The sequence below is a fragment of the Butyricimonas sp. Marseille-P2440 genome (genome assembly GCF_900091675.1).
GTDB lineage: Bacteria > Bacteroidota > Bacteroidia > Bacteroidales > Marinifilaceae > Butyricimonas > Butyricimonas synergistica.
Window position 1 is genome coordinate 2142764 of record NZ_LT594610.1, and the last position, 17619, is coordinate 2160382.

Annotated in this window: 12 protein-coding genes; 2 read left to right on the plus strand and 10 right to left on the minus strand. The window is 43.1% G+C overall.

What is annotated here, in order from left to right; translation table 11 throughout:
* Window positions 1-24 precede the first annotated feature (24 nt).
* Window positions 25-795, minus strand: a complete 771-nt coding sequence (locus tag BN8899_RS20090; protein WP_018339129.1) for a ParA family protein — start codon at window positions 793-795, stop codon at window positions 25-27.
* A gap of 144 nt (window positions 796-939) precedes the next feature.
* On the opposite strand from BN8899_RS20090, the gene BN8899_RS20095 reads away from it, so the two are divergent.
* Window positions 940-1653, plus strand: coding sequence for a DNA alkylation repair protein (locus tag BN8899_RS20095; RefSeq protein ID WP_065220668.1), 714 nt, complete (start codon window positions 940-942; stop codon window positions 1651-1653).
* Between the two features lie 56 nt (window positions 1654-1709).
* On the plus strand, window positions 1710-3578 hold the full coding sequence (locus BN8899_RS20100) for an ABC transporter ATP-binding protein (protein ID WP_065220669.1): 1869 nt from the start codon (window positions 1710-1712) through the stop codon (window positions 3576-3578).
* A gap of 159 nt (window positions 3579-3737) precedes the next feature.
* On the opposite strand, the gene BN8899_RS20105 is transcribed toward BN8899_RS20100, so the two are convergent.
* The 9 genes from BN8899_RS20105 to BN8899_RS20145 form a co-directional block, all read right to left on the minus strand.
* Window positions 3738-6401, minus strand: a complete 2664-nt coding sequence (locus BN8899_RS20105; RefSeq protein ID WP_065220670.1) for a zinc-dependent metalloprotease — start codon at window positions 6399-6401, stop codon at window positions 3738-3740.
* 61 nt (window positions 6402-6462) lie between these two features.
* The gene (locus BN8899_RS20110) at window positions 6463-7581 is read right to left on the minus strand and encodes a TlpA disulfide reductase family protein (RefSeq protein WP_065220671.1); all 1119 of its coding nucleotides are present in this window, start codon (window positions 7579-7581) and stop codon (window positions 6463-6465) included.
* 1 nt (window position 7582) lies between these two features.
* Window positions 7583-8515: a hypothetical protein gene (locus BN8899_RS20115; protein ID WP_065220672.1), complete on the minus strand. Its 933-nt coding sequence runs from the start codon at window positions 8513-8515 to the stop codon at window positions 7583-7585.
* Window positions 8516-8536: 21 nt separating this feature from the next.
* Window positions 8537-10027, minus strand: a complete 1491-nt coding sequence (locus BN8899_RS20120; protein ID WP_065220673.1) for a RagB/SusD family nutrient uptake outer membrane protein — start codon at window positions 10025-10027, stop codon at window positions 8537-8539.
* A gap of 10 nt (window positions 10028-10037) precedes the next feature.
* Complete coding sequence (locus BN8899_RS20125) at window positions 10038-13757, minus strand: SusC/RagA family TonB-linked outer membrane protein (protein WP_065220674.1); 3720 nt, start codon at window positions 13755-13757, stop codon at window positions 10038-10040.
* A 106-nt stretch (window positions 13758-13863) separates the two neighbouring features.
* The gene (locus tag BN8899_RS20130; RefSeq protein WP_018339139.1) at window positions 13864-15030 is read right to left on the minus strand and encodes a FecR family protein; all 1167 of its coding nucleotides are present in this window, start codon (window positions 15028-15030) and stop codon (window positions 13864-13866) included.
* Window positions 15031-15149: 119 nt separating this feature from the next.
* Window positions 15150-15713 (minus strand): RNA polymerase sigma-70 factor, encoded by a 564-nt coding sequence (locus BN8899_RS20135; protein WP_065220675.1) that lies wholly within the window; start codon window positions 15711-15713, stop codon window positions 15150-15152.
* Window positions 15714-16101: 388 nt separating this feature from the next.
* Window positions 16102-16476, minus strand: a complete 375-nt coding sequence (locus tag BN8899_RS20140; RefSeq protein ID WP_065220676.1) for an HsmA family protein — start codon at window positions 16474-16476, stop codon at window positions 16102-16104.
* Window positions 16477-16480: 4 nt separating this feature from the next.
* On the minus strand, window positions 16481-17611 hold the full coding sequence (locus tag BN8899_RS20145) for a TlpA disulfide reductase family protein (protein ID WP_065220677.1): 1131 nt from the start codon (window positions 17609-17611) through the stop codon (window positions 16481-16483).
* Window positions 17612-17619 lie beyond the last annotated feature (8 nt).

Sequence of the window (17619 nt, forward strand, 5' to 3'; positions counted from 1 at the left end):
CGTAAATCATAAATCGTAATTTTTTTAGCTTTTTTTATTCTTTTCCAGTAACTCGTTTGCTAAACTCAAGTAATTCACGGAACCGCGACACTCCGCATCGTACAGGATGACAGGCTGCCCATAACTCGGGGCTTCGGCAAGCTTCACGTTCTGTTGTATCAACGTGTCAAAAACCATCTCTTCAAAATGCTTTCTCACCTCTGCCACCACTTGGTTAGACAAACGTACCCGACCGTCATACATGGTCAGCACAAATCCCTCTATTTCCAAAGCCATGTTCAGACGCTTCTGGATAATCTTGATCGTATTCAACAATTTTCCCAGACCTTCCAACGCGAAATACTGGCATTGAACCGGGATCATCACAGAATTAGCCGCAGCTAAAGAATTAACCGTCAACAAACCCAAAGAAGGCGAACAGTCAATCAAAATATAATCATACTCATCTTTTATCCCGGCAAGCATCTTCGCCATGACACTTTCTTTCTCATCGAAATTCAGCATCTCCAACTCCGCTCCGACCAAATCGATATTTGACGGCAGTAAAAATAAATTCTCGATATCTGTCTTTAAAATGGCTTCCTTCGGATCCAATCCATCGACCAAACACTCGTATATAGTTGCTTTCAATTCTTTCAAATCATACCCCACACCCGTTGTCGCGTTTCCTTGAGGGTCTGCATCTACCAACAAAACTTTCTGCTCCAACACGGCTAAACTAGCTGCCAGATTCACAGAAGTTGTTGTCTTTCCTACCCCTCCTTTTTGATTCGCGATAGCTATTATTTTGGACATAAAATTCACGTTTTACGATTATGTGGTAAAAATACAATTAAAAAAGATACGTCCCCCTTTTTTCGTCAATTTTTTAATAACAACAGGCACTTTTTTACTAACAATAATTACCTTTACACCGGGAATTAAAGAACGAGAGGGAATATGAGAAATACCACGAAAGAAATTATAAATGAATTGAATAAATACCGGAATGAAGAAAAGGCGGCTTTCTTGCCACGTTTCTTCAAAACGGGAAAAGGACAATACGGGGAAGGCGACCAATTTATCGGGATCGTTGTTCCCGACATACGCGTCGTGGCAAAACAATATATCGATGCCGATCAAGATACCTTACGGGAATTATTGGCATCCCCGGTACACGAGTATCGCATGACGGCACTCTTGATATTGACGTATTATTATGCCAAACATAAAGACAACGCCGAAAGGAAAGCTTGTGTCGATTTCTATTTAAGCCAGGTGGACGCCATCAACAACTGGGATCTCGTGGACCTGAGTTGTTACAAGATACTCGGGCACTGGTTGCACGACAAAGACAAGCAAATCCTGTACGATTGGGCTCACGCCGATCATCTTTGGAAACAACGCATCGCCATGATATCATGCATGCATTTCGTGAAACACGGTGAATTCCAAGACGCCCTGGCGATAGCGGACATCCTGCAACACCACCCCCACGACCTCATGCACAAGGCTGTCGGGTGGATATTACGGGAAACAGGCAAGAAGAACGAACAAGTACTAACGGACTATCTCCTACCCCGTTACAAGCAAATGCCCCGCACGATGTTGCGATACGCCATCGAACGCTTTGAAGAACCCAAACGCAAAGCTTTCCTTCTCGGGGAATATTAAAATGACAGCGTCATTTCAAATCTAAAATCTAATATCATTAAATCTAAAATTGATACATGGTTAGTTTTCTACAAGTCGATAGTCTGAGTAAACGTTTCGGAGAGCACTTATTATTCGAAAATATCACGTTCAGCATAGCTCAAAACCAAAAAGTAGCCTTAATCGCCAAAAACGGAATGGGTAAATCCACCTTGCTACGCATCATTGCCAACAAGGAAACCCCAGACACCGGTACGGTCATTTTCAGAAATGACATCACCATCGGAATCCTCGACCAAGACCCGGAACTAAACCCGGAAAACTATGTTTTCGAGGAAGTATTCAACACGGAGAATCCCACGTTAAAACTAATCAAAGCATACGAACAAGCCGTGCAAGACAATGACACGGCAGCATTGGAAGAGTTAATTCCCCAAATGGATGCCCTGGCGGCATGGGATTACGAAACTCAGATCAAGCAAATATTATCGGAACTAAAAGTAGACAAGTATAGCCAACGCATCCGGGAACTTTCCGGGGGACAAAAGAAAAGAGTCGGGCTGGCAAAAGTATTGATTAGTAACCCGGATTTCTTGATCCTGGACGAGCCGACCAACCACCTGGATGTGGAAATGACCGAGTGGCTGGAAGATTATCTAGATAAAACCAAAGCCACCCTCCTCATGGTAACACATGACCGCTATTTTCTGGACAGAGTATGCGACAAAATCGTTGAAATAGACGATTTCGGCATTTTCTCCTACGACGGCAATTATTCGTATTACCTAGAAAAAAGAGATGAACGCATCGACGCCCGCAATGCGTCAATCGACAAAGCCAAAAACCTTCTCCGTACCGAACAGGAATGGATGCGCCGGATGCCGCAAGCCCGGAGCCACAAGGCAAAATACCGCATCGATAACTTCTACAAGATCAAGGAAGTCGCCTCACAGAACACGACAGAACAACAACTGGAACTGGATATAAAAGGACAGCGGTTAGGCAAAAAAATCCTTGAACTGGAACACGTCAACAAAAGCTTCGGGGACTTGTGTGTATTAAAGGATTTCTCGTACAAATTCGTGCGAAGCGAAAAGATCGGGATCATCGGTAGAAACGGTATCGGCAAATCCACATTCCTCGACATCATCACCCGACAGATCGAACCGGACAGCGGAACAATCGAGATCGGCGAAACCGTCGTTTACGGGTATTACAAACAAGCGGGCATCACTTTCAAGGAAGACGACCGCCCCATAGATATAGTCAAAAACATATCCGAGAAAATAGACCTCGGGAACGGGCGCATCATGTCCGCCTCCCAATTCCTGGAATATTTCCTGTTCCCGGACAAACTGCAATATTCTCTGGTAGCCAAACTCAGCGGGGGTGAACGCAGGCGGCTCTACCTATTGACCGTCCTTATGAGCAACCCGAATTTCCTGATTCTGGACGAGCCAACCAACGACCTCGACATCATGACGCTGAACGTGCTGGAAGAATACTTGAAATCTTTCCAGGGATGCCTTATCATCGTGTCGCACGACCGTTTCTTTACCGACAAAATAGTCGACCGGATATTCGCTTTCGAGGGCGACGGAGTCATCAAAGATTTCCCCGGCAACTATACTCAATACAAGAATAAAAAGGAGGAAGAAGAACTCCAGCGCAAACAAGCGGAAAAGAAAACTGCCCCTACCCCTAAACCTATGCGGGAAAAGGAAAAAGTACGCAAACTCACGTTCAAAGAGCGACAAGAAATGCAACAGTTGGAATCCGACATGGAAAACCTAAACGCCGAAAAATCCGAATTAGAAAACATCTTAAACTCCGGTACTCCGGAAGCTGACAAATTGGTAAAATCCGCCCAACGCATTGCCGAAATCATAAACCTCTTGGACGAGAAGGAAATGCGCTGGCTAGAATTAAGCGAGATCGAATCATAGATTATTTTTCCCATAACAGACTCATTCTTCATGGATAGAGAATGAGTCTGTTACTTTTTAACAGTATCCTCACTTCTCCTCTTCCTCCAAATCATCCTCCGACTAAAAAAAGAACTGTCTAAAACTTATTAGACAGTCCCTTTGTTTCCATGATTAAAACTATTTAGCAACTTGCTTGACGGATTCATACATAGATATCAAACTTTCATAATGTACTCTATCGTCACGATTAGCAGACGCCACTTTACCCTTTAATAAAGTAACCACCCGCTTCAACATTGCTTGATTATACCCGAAAGTTTCATCAATCACACCTATTTCCACCTCGCCTTGGAAAGGACTAGCAGCTTGACCGAACTGAACAGGCAACAATTCCCGGGCTACAGCTCCCGCTCCACGTTCCTGCTCCATTTCCTGCAAATAACTATACATTTCATCCATGAAGCCTTTAGAGAACAAATTATATACCCGAATCTCGTCCAAAGAAGGACTCAAGTTACTGATTGCCCGCGTATTCTTAATATAATCGGTACAAGTAATCCCCATTCGATTAAAAATATTCTTCTGCAACAATTTTTCCTCTTGATTCAACTTCTTTCCTTGTATGGTTGGAGCAAAAACACCGGCATACAAATCATCATAATAATCGCCAATCGTGTAAAGATTCTTATCTCGTGAAACATGAGAAGAGAGAATAACCATTGCTCTTTTGCTTTCAATAGTCTTGCTCACGGCAGCAATGATTTTTGCAGACGGATACACGGCTAACCCTGTTTGATTAATCAACTCCGGACGATCAATCCACGAACAGTTGCGCAACTCTTTCAACACCCATGCCAACGCTTCTTTTTGCTTTGCACGTGCTACCGATTTCACGGCTTCCCCGGCAGTCCCGTCTTTCACCTGCGATAAATAAATACCACCGACCTGATACAAAGCATTCAACAAATAACGTGTATATTGCATCTGAATATTCTCGTAAAGTTGCTTCCGGTGAGAGAAATCCGCATCATCTGAAATCCACTCGTTCAAGTGGTTCAAAATATACTTCAAATTCTTTATACCGTAGGTTCCTGCCTTTACCGGATCATCCCCCAAATCTTCTTCCAATGCGCTAGGATCTATACGGAAACTCAATTGCTGGCGACCGTAACGGTAAAGAGGATCTCCCGCCTTCTCGTCAATCCATTTCTCGGCGATTTTAGATTCTTCCCACATATCCTTGGCCTCCGGGATAGGAGAATACAACCATTTAATCACGTAATAATCATACACGCCAAGCTCGGGAGGTGTCAACTTCACCCCTTTGTCTCCCGGTTGCGCCACGTAATTGAATCGGGCATAATCCATGATAGAAGGAGTTGTCCCGTATTTTTGAGTGAAAGAAGCGGAACGTAACGAATCCACCGGAATAGAAGCCGAGGCTGACATATTGTGCAACATTCCCAAAGTATGACCGATCTCGTGAGTGATAACATACGTAAGCGATTCATCAAAAACATCCTTTGGCATTTTAGTGGCACGCACACGAGGATCCACCTGTGCGGTCTGAACAAAACGCCAGTTATTAATCAACTGAACAACATTATTGTAAACAATCACGGAAGCGTTAATAATCTCCCCAGTAGTCGGATCCACCCAAGACGGTCCCATCGCATTTGCCTCCGCGTTCGGGCAATAACGAATACAAGAATATTTCAAGTTATCGGGATCAAAATTAGGGTCATCCTTCGGAAAATCTCTCGCCACCATCACGTTCTTGAAACCAATTTTCTCGAAAGCCTTATTCCAATTCAAAACAGCCGCTTTAATCGGTCCCCTCCACTCGTCCGGGAACGCATCATCCACGTACCATACAATCGGTTTCACGGGTTCTACAAGCTCTCCTCGCTTCCATGCTTCCATGTCTTTCGGTTCCACTCTCCAGCGATTAGCCAGAACATACGTCTCGAATCCATCTTTCTCTTGAGATATTTTCCGGATCGGGAACTGCATTCTTGCGCTCGCCGAATTCAACGTGTAAAAAATTCCGACACGGGAATCCTGTACACGAGGCCGCATCTTAGATTCCGGCAACAAAAGAAAAGTAATTACGGAACGCGTAGACACCTGTCCCAAGGGTATAGACCCCAACAACGTCATATATTGAGCCTCCACGGGCTGAGCCACTTCCACCGATGCGTTATCTTCAAACGCCTTCACTCCTTCAAACGTGAATTTATTGGCAACCGGAGAAGAAGTGAGCAAACCTCCACTGACTTTCGGTGCAAGCCCCTTGTTATCTTTTATAAATGAAGTCACTTCGATCACCACAGCCGAACTGTCTGCGTTATATGAATGAATAGAGAACGATCTTGATGGAATATCGATATAACTCTTCTCCATGGCTTTCCTCACCCATTCCTTATCCTCTCCCATCGTGGCAGCCAAATTAGGTTTGTTGAACACAATAGACGAATCTTTCTTTACCACACGATAAAGCACGGGATTATTGTATTTATACCCCACGTTAAGCATAAAAGGCTCTGAGGTGGCAGATAAAGTTCCCCCTACCAATATATCACGCCCCATATATTTCAACGGATATTCCAAATAAATCTTCTGATCTATTTTATGAATGGTCAAGAAATCCCCCTTTGCGGTAACGATACCCGGACTTTTCATCAACGTTTCGTACTTACTTTTCTTCTTTTTAACAGGCTCTTTCACCTCTTCGGCTATCGCTATTTTCTTCTTTTTCTTGAACAATTCCCCCGCATAGCTCTCCCCGGTAGCGGGAACGAGCAGGGATAACAGCACCAAGAATGCAAACAAATCTCTCATTTTTCAATGATTTAAAATTAAACATTATGATTATATAAAATACGAACTTTCATAAAAACAATCAACGCACCTGTTCACGTTGGGAATTCAACAGATCTTGCACCTTCTTACGCAACACGTTTCGATGCAATTCCTTGGCCACAAACCTACCCTCTCTATCTAAAACCACCAAATAAGGGATACCCTCGATTCCCAAATCTGCACGGATACCATCTCTTTTATAGCCAAACGGATTCCGGTAACTCTTCCATGGAAGTTGCTCTTCTTGACAAGCTTTCAGCCATTTTTCCCTAGAATCATCCAAAGAAATACTCATCACGCGCAATCCTTTGTGTTCGAAATCTTTATACAAGCGCCGCAAACTTTTCATCTCACTCCGGCAAGGTCCGCACCACGACGCCCAACAATCAATAACCGTGATATATCCTTTCAAAGAATCCAAACGAACGGAATCACCCGCTTCATTCTCCAAAATATAATCCGGGAAAGCCTGCCCGATAGCACTCACGGACACTTTTTCCAACTTATCACTTAAAGCCTGCCCGGCTCTCGATTGTTGTATTTCAGGCGACAACAAATCATACATCTCTCGTCCCCACTCGTAATGCGACTTCATCTCCGCACTCGCCAAATAAGCGGCATACACGTTATCAGAATACTTCCTCACCAAATCTCGGGCGATAGAAAAACGTAAATCATCAAACCACAACCTTTCAGACATCAAACTATCAAACAACACCTGATCGTTCCTCGTTGAAGCCTGAAAAATACTTAACCCGGAAATGTTCTTCTCTACCACTTTATCGTAAAGTTCATGAAATGCTTCCGAACATGCCTTTCTTATTTCGTTAGCTCTCGATCCCCTTAAACTATCCTCACGAATTCCCTGTCGTGAAGAAACGGTTATACTCATCTCCTCCCCATCCAAAAACAAATCAGCTTGCTGCTCATTAATTCTCAGACGATATACCCCCGGGTCCCGGAGAATTCCTTTAAAAACATATTGCCCATCAACCAATTTTCCGGAATACAATTCCTCCGGCTCCTCACCTGTCGTAAACAAAGCAATTTGCCCCGTGTCCGCATCCACCACATTTACCTTCAACCGGAAAGATTGTCCATCTCGCGATGAACAATTAATCATTCCGGCCAAGAACATGAATAAAAGCAGTATTCTCATTTTACTTTACTGTCAAATCTTTTTTAACCGAATCGACGAGCTTTTTCATATACTCATACTTACTCAATATAATCGAATGATTGGCATGAGTAGCTTTAAAATTAGCTTCATCGTCTTTCAACACCTCTATGACAAAATCAAGAACATCCGCGGATTCTGTCGGGCAAACATAAGAACTTGGTGAATAATGTGTAGAAGGCGTAGAACTTAAAAATCCATATTCTTCTTTAGGCTTCCAAACAAATACCCCTCCGAAAAAACTATTTTGAATATCTTGTTGATGCATAGCTTTTAGCTCTCCTTTCGCATTGAAATTATCCGAAAGCCGATAAAAATCTTCCAACTCCCCTGAATAATTATTCACTAAAGCATGTGCCCATTCTGATCCCCGAACTCTCAAACCAAACGCTTCTTTATCTTCCCGGGTCATCTCTTTCAATTCCGCGAGACGAGAAACAATAGCCCCAGACATTCCATAATAAACATCTAACGAATTATCACTAAGTATCAGTTCTTCAACAAGTAAAAAACATTTAGGCTTCATACCTGCCTGCTGAAAAGGAATAACATATTCTTCCAAAAACTTCACCCCCTCCAGAATATCTTCACGTTGTTTCGAGAGAGAATACTTCATACTCGTCACGTTCTCCTCTATCGAATAGCCTAACATCAATGTCTTATAATAAATAATGGAATCCCCGTTCGCATCCATTCCCCTATACTCCATTCCAATCGTATCATTATAATAAACAGACATTTTATATTCACTATAAATCTCATAAATCAAATGATCCAACTCGTCATCGGGATTATCCTTTATCACATACCAATCCACGTCCACGTATGATGGAGACAACTCCCCGTTCTCGTCATCTTGACAACTTGCCAAAGCAAACAATGACACTAATAATATTCCAACTAAATTTTTCATCATCAATCACTTTTTCAATTACCATTAATATTCCACATACACGGGATCAGGTCTTTCATTATTTACCATATTACCATCCGTAAACTGTAATTCATAAGTAGGAATTGGCAAAACCCATCCACCGTTAGGATAAGCTTGCAACTCGTAATACCCGTACGCAATTCCACTATCTTTCACACGCATCTCGTGCTTTAACGGCTTTGCATCCGGATATTTAGAACTCACGGAATACCGGCGCAAATCAAACCAACGATGTCCCTCGAAACACAATTCCAAACGACGCTCATTCCGAATAAAATCCACTAAATCTTTCCCCGTTTTCGATTGAATATCCGGTGCGCTTCCCGCACTATAACGAGTGGCAAGAAAAGAATTCATGACCTCTCTCGCGCCCTCCTCCTCGTCGGACATCGCCAATGCCTCCGCCTTATTCAAATACACCTCGGCATATCGGATCAAATTACAATCCGACACGCCTCCATCCGACCATCTTTTAAATTTCGAAGGATAATTCCCATAAGAACTCAACTCAACCCCCAAACTATATCGCTGATCGCTTGATTTATCCAAAAAAGCAGCTTCCAAATCATTCGACAATGCGTAAGTAACCTTTGATTTAAAACCCACCATCGCGTTCAAACGATATTCTCCTTGAGAAAAAATCGTCTCAGGTGACTTAGAGGAAAGTATGCTGGAATTAGACGACAAAGTATTCAAGTCCTGTAAACGATAAGTCGCCTGCATAATCGTATCACACTGTTTATCACACCCTTCCCATTCTCCCTTATACAGATACACCCGGCTCAACAAAGCTCGTGCCGCCGACTCGTTAGCCCGGTAAACTGAAGGCTGCACGATACCCTTCAATTCCACGATCGAATTCAGCAAATCTGTCTCGATCAAATCATACACATCCGCCACCGGATCTCGAACAAAATCCTTATCTTCAACCTCTGAACTCACTTTAATCGGAACCCCCAAATCCGTGGTCGCAGTTCCTGATGCATAAGGTTTAGCATACAAATTTACTAACCAAAAATAGTAAGTAGCTCTCAAAAACAATGCCTCCCCCTTAACCCGATGGTAATCCGAACCGGCATCCTGAAACGCTTCTACTTCATCCAGTATCACATTCAAAGAAGCAATATGCTCGTACAATCCACTCCACACGTAATCGTTCTCGATACTACCGTTCTCACTCGTACCGGGCAACTTCAGCCACTCGTAATACCCCAAGTAAAGCGCATTCCCCAACGATTCCCAATAAACAGGTTTCGATGACAACTGCACATCATCATCCATCAAATGAATCCATGAAGCTATCGTGGTTTCTCCCTTATCCTCATCTTCTCCTATTTCCCGAGAGATCATGTAACCGTCCCCCACCAACAATTCGCTTAAATCCGAGATCGAGTTCACGTATAACAAATCCCTGGGATACTCCTCCAGAAAATCCCCACAAGACACCAACAACACACTCCACAGGACACCAAATATATTTACTATCTTTTTCATATGCTATAATTTAGAATGTTACATTTAAATTCATTGAAAAAGTCGGGCAAAGAGACATGTTAATAGATGGAGCTGATCCCGATTGAACAGCCGGATCCTGTCCCTTCAACTTTTTATCACAAATCATGAATAAGTTCGTGCACGAGAAACCGATATACGCTGACTTCATATACAGTTTTCTCGCGAAAGCATCCGGTACATTATAACGCAACGACAAAGATTGCATCTTCAAGTAATTACCGCTGACTACCCGAATATTGGAATTATCCCACATATTCCAAAGATTCTTCCCGAAATTATAAGGTTCTTCCACGCACCACATTCCCATCGTCTGTCCAAACCTCCCACCGGAAACAATACCCGGAATCGTTGTTTTACGTTCATCACCGGGATATCTCCAACGATTTATAAACTCTTTCCTCGCGTTTGCCGCCGGCTGCGGAGCGATAGTCCCGTACGTGCTTTCCAAATCCGGATACATCTTCAACAGACGCACCTTAGAACCCAAACTATAAGCCAAATTAAACGACAGCGTTAATCGACGATAGGTAAAACTATTAGTCAACCCTCCCTGGATAACAGGCACACGAGTTCCGGAATGTTCCAATACCGTGGTAAACACATCATCACGCTCCATGGAATCATACAAAGCCTTTCTATCCAAAACAACATTTCCCTCCTCGTCATAATCATACTGGTCCACATCGTAAAACATCGGGCATCCGTCAGTCGGATCCAATCCTTTAAATTTATACGAATAGAAAGTATTCAAGGGGCGTCCCACGATCTGTGCACTACCATTCAAATAATTTTCATAAGTGTACCGGTCATGCATAGATTTATCTTTCACCTTCCGGCCTTTCGTCAACTGATTCAACACCTGCCCCAATTGAGGGTCGAAAATCCACCGGAAACCATTCGGATTCTCTGCCGAAATCGTGTTCACGGGAATGACTCTCAATGAAAACTCGAAACCCTTGTTTTCCAATGTTCCCTTATTCAACACGTAATCTTCTCGCCCGTTAACCCGTGATATGGTCTTCGTCAGGAAAGTATCATTTGTCTTTTTATAATAATAACTAACACTGGCAGATAACCTTCCCTTGAACAAATCGAAATCCAACTGCACGTTCGTGGAAGCCGTTTTCTCCCATTTCAACCCGGGATTCGGGAAAGTGTACACGTAAGAGGCATATTCACCCAAAGTTGAATTCATATCTCCCTTGCGTATAACCAACTTCGAACTTTCAGTCTCCAGCATATTCCCTTGATAACCAAAAGAAGCCCGTAAAGATAAACTTCCCAACCAATCAATTCCCTCGAACAAATCCTCCTTGATATTCCAACGTCCCGACACGGACCATATAGGAGTAATTTTATCATTCGCTTTCGTTCCAAACTTATTAGAAGTATCAAAACGCATATTCGCGTTAAACATATACAACCCCTTGTAATCATACGATAACGAAGCGTAACCGGAGATCAAATTAGTCTTGGAATCCGAAAATATACCTCTCGCCTCGCTAGACTGAGTCCACCGGCGAAAAGCCTGATAATAAGCTAAATCAATTTCAGAAACCATCAAACCCCGATCCGGAGTATATCCCCGGTACGTTTTACGCGAACCCGTGTAATGGCTGGAAGAAGCCTCCGCACCAACGGTCGCCACGATTTGATGATTATTCTCCATATCCAAATACTTGTTGAAATCCAGTTGGGCACGCAACGTCCAAGATTCGTTATCCGTATTTTCCTTTTTCAACTCGCCTCCCACGGGACACTCGTTCACCCGATCCTCATCCTTATCGGGATCCTTTAACAAACTATCCGTACGCCTCAATTTTCTCACGTAAAAAGACTCCTGTCCATACCAAGTATCTACGTCTGTTGAAGAAGTCGAATAAGCAAAAGTCACCCCCAACTTCAAAGGCTCAATCACACGCCAATCAACCATAGCATTCACGCTCATACTTTTAGACTTCATATCATACGAACTATTATTCATTTCATTGATAATACTATACGGACACCAGTCTATCGAGCTCCCCGTACTATTGCCCCTACGTTTATAATACCATAAACTGCCATCCTCGTTAAAAGCCGGAAGGGCCCTGCTCGTGTTGTAAGCATATCCCAACACATCCACCTCCGAGGGAGTATAAGTTCGATCAGATACATTCCCGCTCATACCGAAACGCAACGTAACATTATTCAAATTAGCCGTCAAATTCACACTCGTCGTGTAATTCTTCATACCTTCGCCTTTCGTCGTTCCCTGGCTATCGTTGTATCCTAAAGAAGCGTAATACTTTAACGAAGAAGAGCCTCCCGAAATTCCCAGGGTATGCCTATGAGACCAGGAATTCTGTAATAACAAATCCAACCAATCCGTGTTCATCGACTCGTACCGTCCCACCTCACGCTGGAACTGATTAAAATCTATCCGGTCATTCCAATAGTCGCGTAGTGCACCCTCGTATCCGACCCAAGAATCAAGCGTGTTATACGTAATCCCCTTCTCGACCAATTCCCGGGATAAAGCGATTCGCTCCCTTGAATTCATCATATTCACGCTTTTATCCCCGTAATGCGGACGGCGCGTAAAAGTTCCAGCGACAGAATAACTAATCGAAGGAGGTCCTTCTTTCCCTTTTTTAGTCGTGATCACAATTACACCGTTTGCAGCACGCGCCCCGTAAATAGCTGTAGCCGAAGCGTCCTTCAACACATCAATCTGCTCAATATCCTCCGGATTCAAACCGGAAATAGCATTTCCCAACAAATTCACGAAATCCAAATCATTAATCTGCGCCGGGTCAATATCCACCGGATCCTGCTGAATAATTCCATCCACCACCCAAACAGGTTCTTGATTCCCCAAAATAGTAGAAGTTCCGCGGATTCTCAAACGAGGCACAGCCCCCACCTGACCTGAATTCTGCATAAAAATCATTCCCGGCACATGTCCCTCCAACATTTGGTCTATCGTATTTAATCCCGGCACGACAATCTCCTCGGCCTTGATCGACGTCACGGCACTTGTTAATTTTCGTTTATCAATCGTCTGGTATCCCGTACTTACGACAACCACCTCATCCAAAGCTACATCTGCTTCCTTCATCACCACGTCGATCGTATCCTTACCCGTGTAAGCGACCTCACAATTTTCCATGCCCACAAAAGAGAACAACAAAGTAAACTTTTCCATCATCGGCAAACTCAAAACATACCGTCCCTCAGCGTTTGTCACCGTCCCCAGGGTCAACCCCTTCACCAGTACAGTCACACCCGGAAGAGGAAGTTTCTGTTCGTCCGTTACCCTTCCCACGATACGGATATTTTTCTTCTGTTCGTCATCCGCCACTTTCACCCCACGTTTCACCACGATAACCTTCCCCCTGAAACTGTACACCAAATCCGTCCCTTCAAAAATACGCTTCAACACGCTCTCCACAGTTTCGCTCTCTGCCTTGACAGACAATCTCCCCAATTGGTTCGTCTGTTCCGTGTTAAAAAGAAAATGTAAATCAGTCTGTCGTTGAATCTCATCAAACAACATTTTCACCGTTACATTCTTCATGTCCAAACTCACTCTCTCTTGCTGGGCAAAACTACTCGCCGAAAGAGAAAACGTAAACCCGATCATTAAAACGAGAAACACTCTCATAATTTTCCCAAATTTGCGTCCACATTCCCACAAGAATGGAGGACAAGTTCCAATTTTTTCCATACATTTGTGATATAATAATTAACAATTATCAACAAGCCTCGCTCCAATAAGGCTCAATGATGATTAAAAACAAACGGGAGGTGCTTCCAACGCCTTCCGTTTTTTATTATCGTGAAACTATTACAGTACGTCCCTTCACCGAGAACAACACACCCGTTGCATCGGTAATAACATCAAAAATATTTTGTATTTCTTTATACCTTCCCAAGTATCCCGAAAAATGCAATTGCTTCACGGACTCCGTCTGGTAAAACACCTCCACGTCATACCACAAAGAAAGGGTATTCATTATATTCTCCAGCGTTTCCTCCTCGAAAGCAAAAATACCCTTCACCCAAGCCAGATACTGCCGGGGATCAACCTCTCGAATCGCCATAGCACCATCTTTCGGGTCAAAACAAGCAAGCTCTCCCGGCTTCAGGACACATTCATCACCGGAACGAATAGCCTTAATCCCAATTTTCCCGCTTTCCAAAACCGTTTGCACCCCTTCCGGTCGCCGCGTATTCACGTTAAACGAAGTACCATACACCCGCACCTGCACCTCGTCAGTCATCACGTAAAACGGGCGGGCAGAATCCGTCGCCACCTCGAAATAAGCCTCCCCGGAAAGAAAAACCCGACGTTCCCTCTCGTCAAATATCTCCGGGTATCTCAAATCCGTGGCTGAATTCAAAGTAACCCGGGTTCCATCTGACAGAGTTAAATGAAACTCTCCTCCCCGGGGAATTTGCAATACATTATACTTCAACTCAAATTTATTCCCGTTCCCGTTATTCTCGTAAACCAACCCGTCACCCGTCCTGTGCGCCACTCTCCCCGCGTCCAATCTTATCTCGCTTTTCTCGAACTCCTCCAAAGACACTTTCACCCCATCGGAAAGAATCAACGTCGCCTTATTCATCCCGGGATGGATCACCTCACTGACCCGTTCCGGTCCCGAAGCAGTATCTTCACCCGCAAGCCAAACAGCAATCCCGATCGCAACCGGAATAATCGCCGCCGCCACATACCTCAACACACGTGTGAATAACTTAGGCTTTCTCGCTTGAGTCCGACTCAAGAAACAACTCCACCCCTTTTCCATATCGATATCACGGAATTCCGAAAACTCCGAAGCAAAACGTTCATCCCGCAACATCTCTTGGAAAAAACGACGATTTTCTTCCCGTTCTTCCACCCACCGCTCCAACACGACTTTCTCCTCGTCGGAAATCGTACCCGCCAAGTAAAGGCGAATCAATCGAACAACATTTTCATTATACACATTCATACTATATCTCCATTTTAGACATAATACGACAAGGGTATAAAAAAGAGGTAAAAGAAAAATTACTTTTTCACGAAAAAATATCAACGACTTGATTACAAAAAAGAAAAAAATACAAGAAGCTAAATCAACTTAAATAATAAAGCCAAAAACAACACAGTCCCTAAACGCTCTTTCAAAAAACACATAGCGTTCCTCTTGTGCGCTTTCACGGTTTGAACAGACAAGGACAATAATACGGCAATCTCGTCATTCTTTTTGCCTTGCAAATGCAACTCGAACACCTCCCGGCAACGATCAGGCAACTCACTTACGGCTATATACAACTCCCTGTAAATTTCCTCCTTCATCAAACCATACTCCCCATCTTCTCCCTCGTTTTGGTTCTCCATCATGTAAATAACATAACGCTCCTCCACGGCCTTGTGTTTCAAATAATCCAGGCACTTATTATTCACTAAATCATATAAATACGTACGGAATCCATGATAAGAATTAAACACTTTACTCCCCTCCCATATAGTGATAAAAACCTCCTGCACGATATCCTCGGCAACCTCCTTCTGTTGCACCCGACGCGTCGCGTACAACACCATATAACTATAAAATCGTTCAAACAACTCCCGGTAACCCGAAACCTGCTTCACGTTTATTTGCCGAATAAATTCACTATCAACATTACCCATACCAACAACTTATCCAGAATCAATCCGTACAAAAATAATACATAATTCTATTTTTTGGAAGAGAAGCATTAAAAAAACATCCACATACACGACAACTTCTACAAATACCGCTACATGAAAATATGGCGTACACCGCTGAAATTAACTTCCACTTCACACGCCATTGAATCTAAAACCTTACTTTCCCTACCTTCCCCGTCTACGCAACTAAATCACGAGAGCCACCCTTGGCATTAATTAGCTAATTCGGATATTTCCCCTGTTTTGACCGACAAACCTTATTTGTGGGGGAATATCTAAAGATACAAAAAAGCCAACTAATTCACAATAATTTAAGTATGAATTAGTTGACTAATTATATACTATTTACTGAATCTCCCTAAAATGATTAATGAGACATTCCTAATACGATACCTAAAACGTAAGGAATTAACCAAAAAGCCCAAACAAATACGCTAAACTTGCTAAAATTTTGTTTCGCTCGTTGACTTCCTTTCCAATAAGTCCAAATCGCCCACAACGCATGAATTGCCATAAGCAACAGAGCTAAAGCCCCTGTTGATGCATGCAACGAATTCATGTTTTCCCCCGCAATTTCAATCATCACAGTCGTTCCAAAACTATCGGCAAACAAACCAAGAACAAAAAATGTAATATGCCAAAGTTTCAATATCTTCTGAATACGTTCAGCCCAAGTTCCTATAGAATAGAACACCAAAGCCAATGTCATACTTACGATTGCTGTTCCTAAAAAAGTTGTCATCTCTTCACTCTTTGTTTAATAATTCTACTATTTTGTTCTCTAATTCCTCACCTCTTAAATCTCGTGCTACAATCCGATTGTTGATATCCAACAATATCGTGGCTGGAATAGCTCGCACCTTAAACAATTGAGCTGGTGTTGAATTCCACCCCTTCAAATCGGAGCCATGCACCCACGGCAATTGATCCTCTTGGATCGCTTTCATCCATTTTTCCTTATTATCATCCAAGGAAATGCCCAATATTGTCAAACCTCGGTCGTGATACTTATTGAAAACACTTAACACACGAGGATTCTCCAGCCTACAAGGTCCGCACCATGATGCCCAAAAATCAATCAATTTCACTTTTCCCTTCATTTCATAAAGCGTGATTTTCGTACCATCCGGGGTTTCTACTTCAAAATTCGGAGCAATACACCCTTCTGCCACCCGTTCCCGGGCGACAATGTATTCACTGACAAGCTTGCCGTAAGTAGTATTTTTCCCCGTTTCCCCCAACAACATAAACTTATTCCGCAAACACTCGTAGGTCGCATGCGCCCTCAAAGAAACAAGCATAAAATTCTCTACACTCAAAATTTCCAATGTCTTATACACGATATACCCCGACACATACGAATCCGGGTTCATCGTGATAAGTTCATTTTCCTTCGCGTGCATATCGAGAATGACATTATCAATATCTTCTAAAATTTGTTCCTGCAATTTCTCGTCATTCTCCTCTTGGGCACGGTAATATTTCTCTTCCAAATCAGCCTCGGTTTTGGCAGCCTCTTGGGAAAATTGCTGAAAACGCTCCAACAAACTTTGCGCATCCCCTCCTCTTACCTGCAAATTTTCTTTGGAACCGCTCACGGAGAAATGCCCGTTTTCCAACATAAACTCTACGCTCTTTTGTTTATCGAAGAGCAAGGTGGCAAAAACCACTTCTTTTCTCTCTCCTTTTATCTCGAATTTATTCCCTCGCATATCTACCGCAGCCAAGGTATCCCACGACTGTCCCGTTGACACTAAAAGGAACACGCGACCGTCTTGGAAACCTTCAACATTCCCCGTAATTTCAAAGCCTCCACGCGTGCATGAACTCAATAACCACAAGCATATGCAAAATACAAACAATAATCTTTTCATCATTTCTTCAA

Coding starts and splice junctions, on each gene's coding strand:
- BN8899_RS20090 (WP_018339129.1), bottom strand. CDS start 795: ATGTCCAAAATAATAGCTATCGCGAATCAAAAAGGAGGGGTAGGAAAG.
- BN8899_RS20095 (WP_065220668.1), top strand. CDS start 940: ATGAGAAATACCACGAAAGAAATTATAAATGAATTGAATAAATACCGG.
- BN8899_RS20100 (WP_065220669.1), top strand. CDS start 1,710: ATGGTTAGTTTTCTACAAGTCGATAGTCTGAGTAAACGTTTCGGAGAG.
- BN8899_RS20105 (WP_065220670.1), bottom strand. CDS start 6,401: ATGAGAGATTTGTTTGCATTCTTGGTGCTGTTATCCCTGCTCGTTCCC.
- BN8899_RS20110 (WP_065220671.1), bottom strand. CDS start 7,581: ATGAGAATACTGCTTTTATTCATGTTCTTGGCCGGAATGATTAATTGT.
- BN8899_RS20115 (WP_065220672.1), bottom strand. CDS start 8,515: ATGATGAAAAATTTAGTTGGAATATTATTAGTGTCATTGTTTGCTTTG.
- BN8899_RS20120 (WP_065220673.1), bottom strand. CDS start 10,027: ATGAAAAAGATAGTAAATATATTTGGTGTCCTGTGGAGTGTGTTGTTG.
- BN8899_RS20125 (WP_065220674.1), bottom strand. CDS start 13,757: ATGGAAAAAATTGGAACTTGTCCTCCATTCTTGTGGGAATGTGGACGC.
- BN8899_RS20130 (WP_018339139.1), bottom strand. CDS start 15,030: ATGAATGTGTATAATGAAAATGTTGTTCGATTGATTCGCCTTTACTTG.
- BN8899_RS20135 (WP_065220675.1), bottom strand. CDS start 15,713: ATGGGTAATGTTGATAGTGAATTTATTCGGCAAATAAACGTGAAGCAG.
- BN8899_RS20140 (WP_065220676.1), bottom strand. CDS start 16,476: ATGACAACTTTTTTAGGAACAGCAATCGTAAGTATGACATTGGCTTTG.
- BN8899_RS20145 (WP_065220677.1), bottom strand. CDS start 17,611: ATGATGAAAAGATTATTGTTTGTATTTTGCATATGCTTGTGGTTATTG.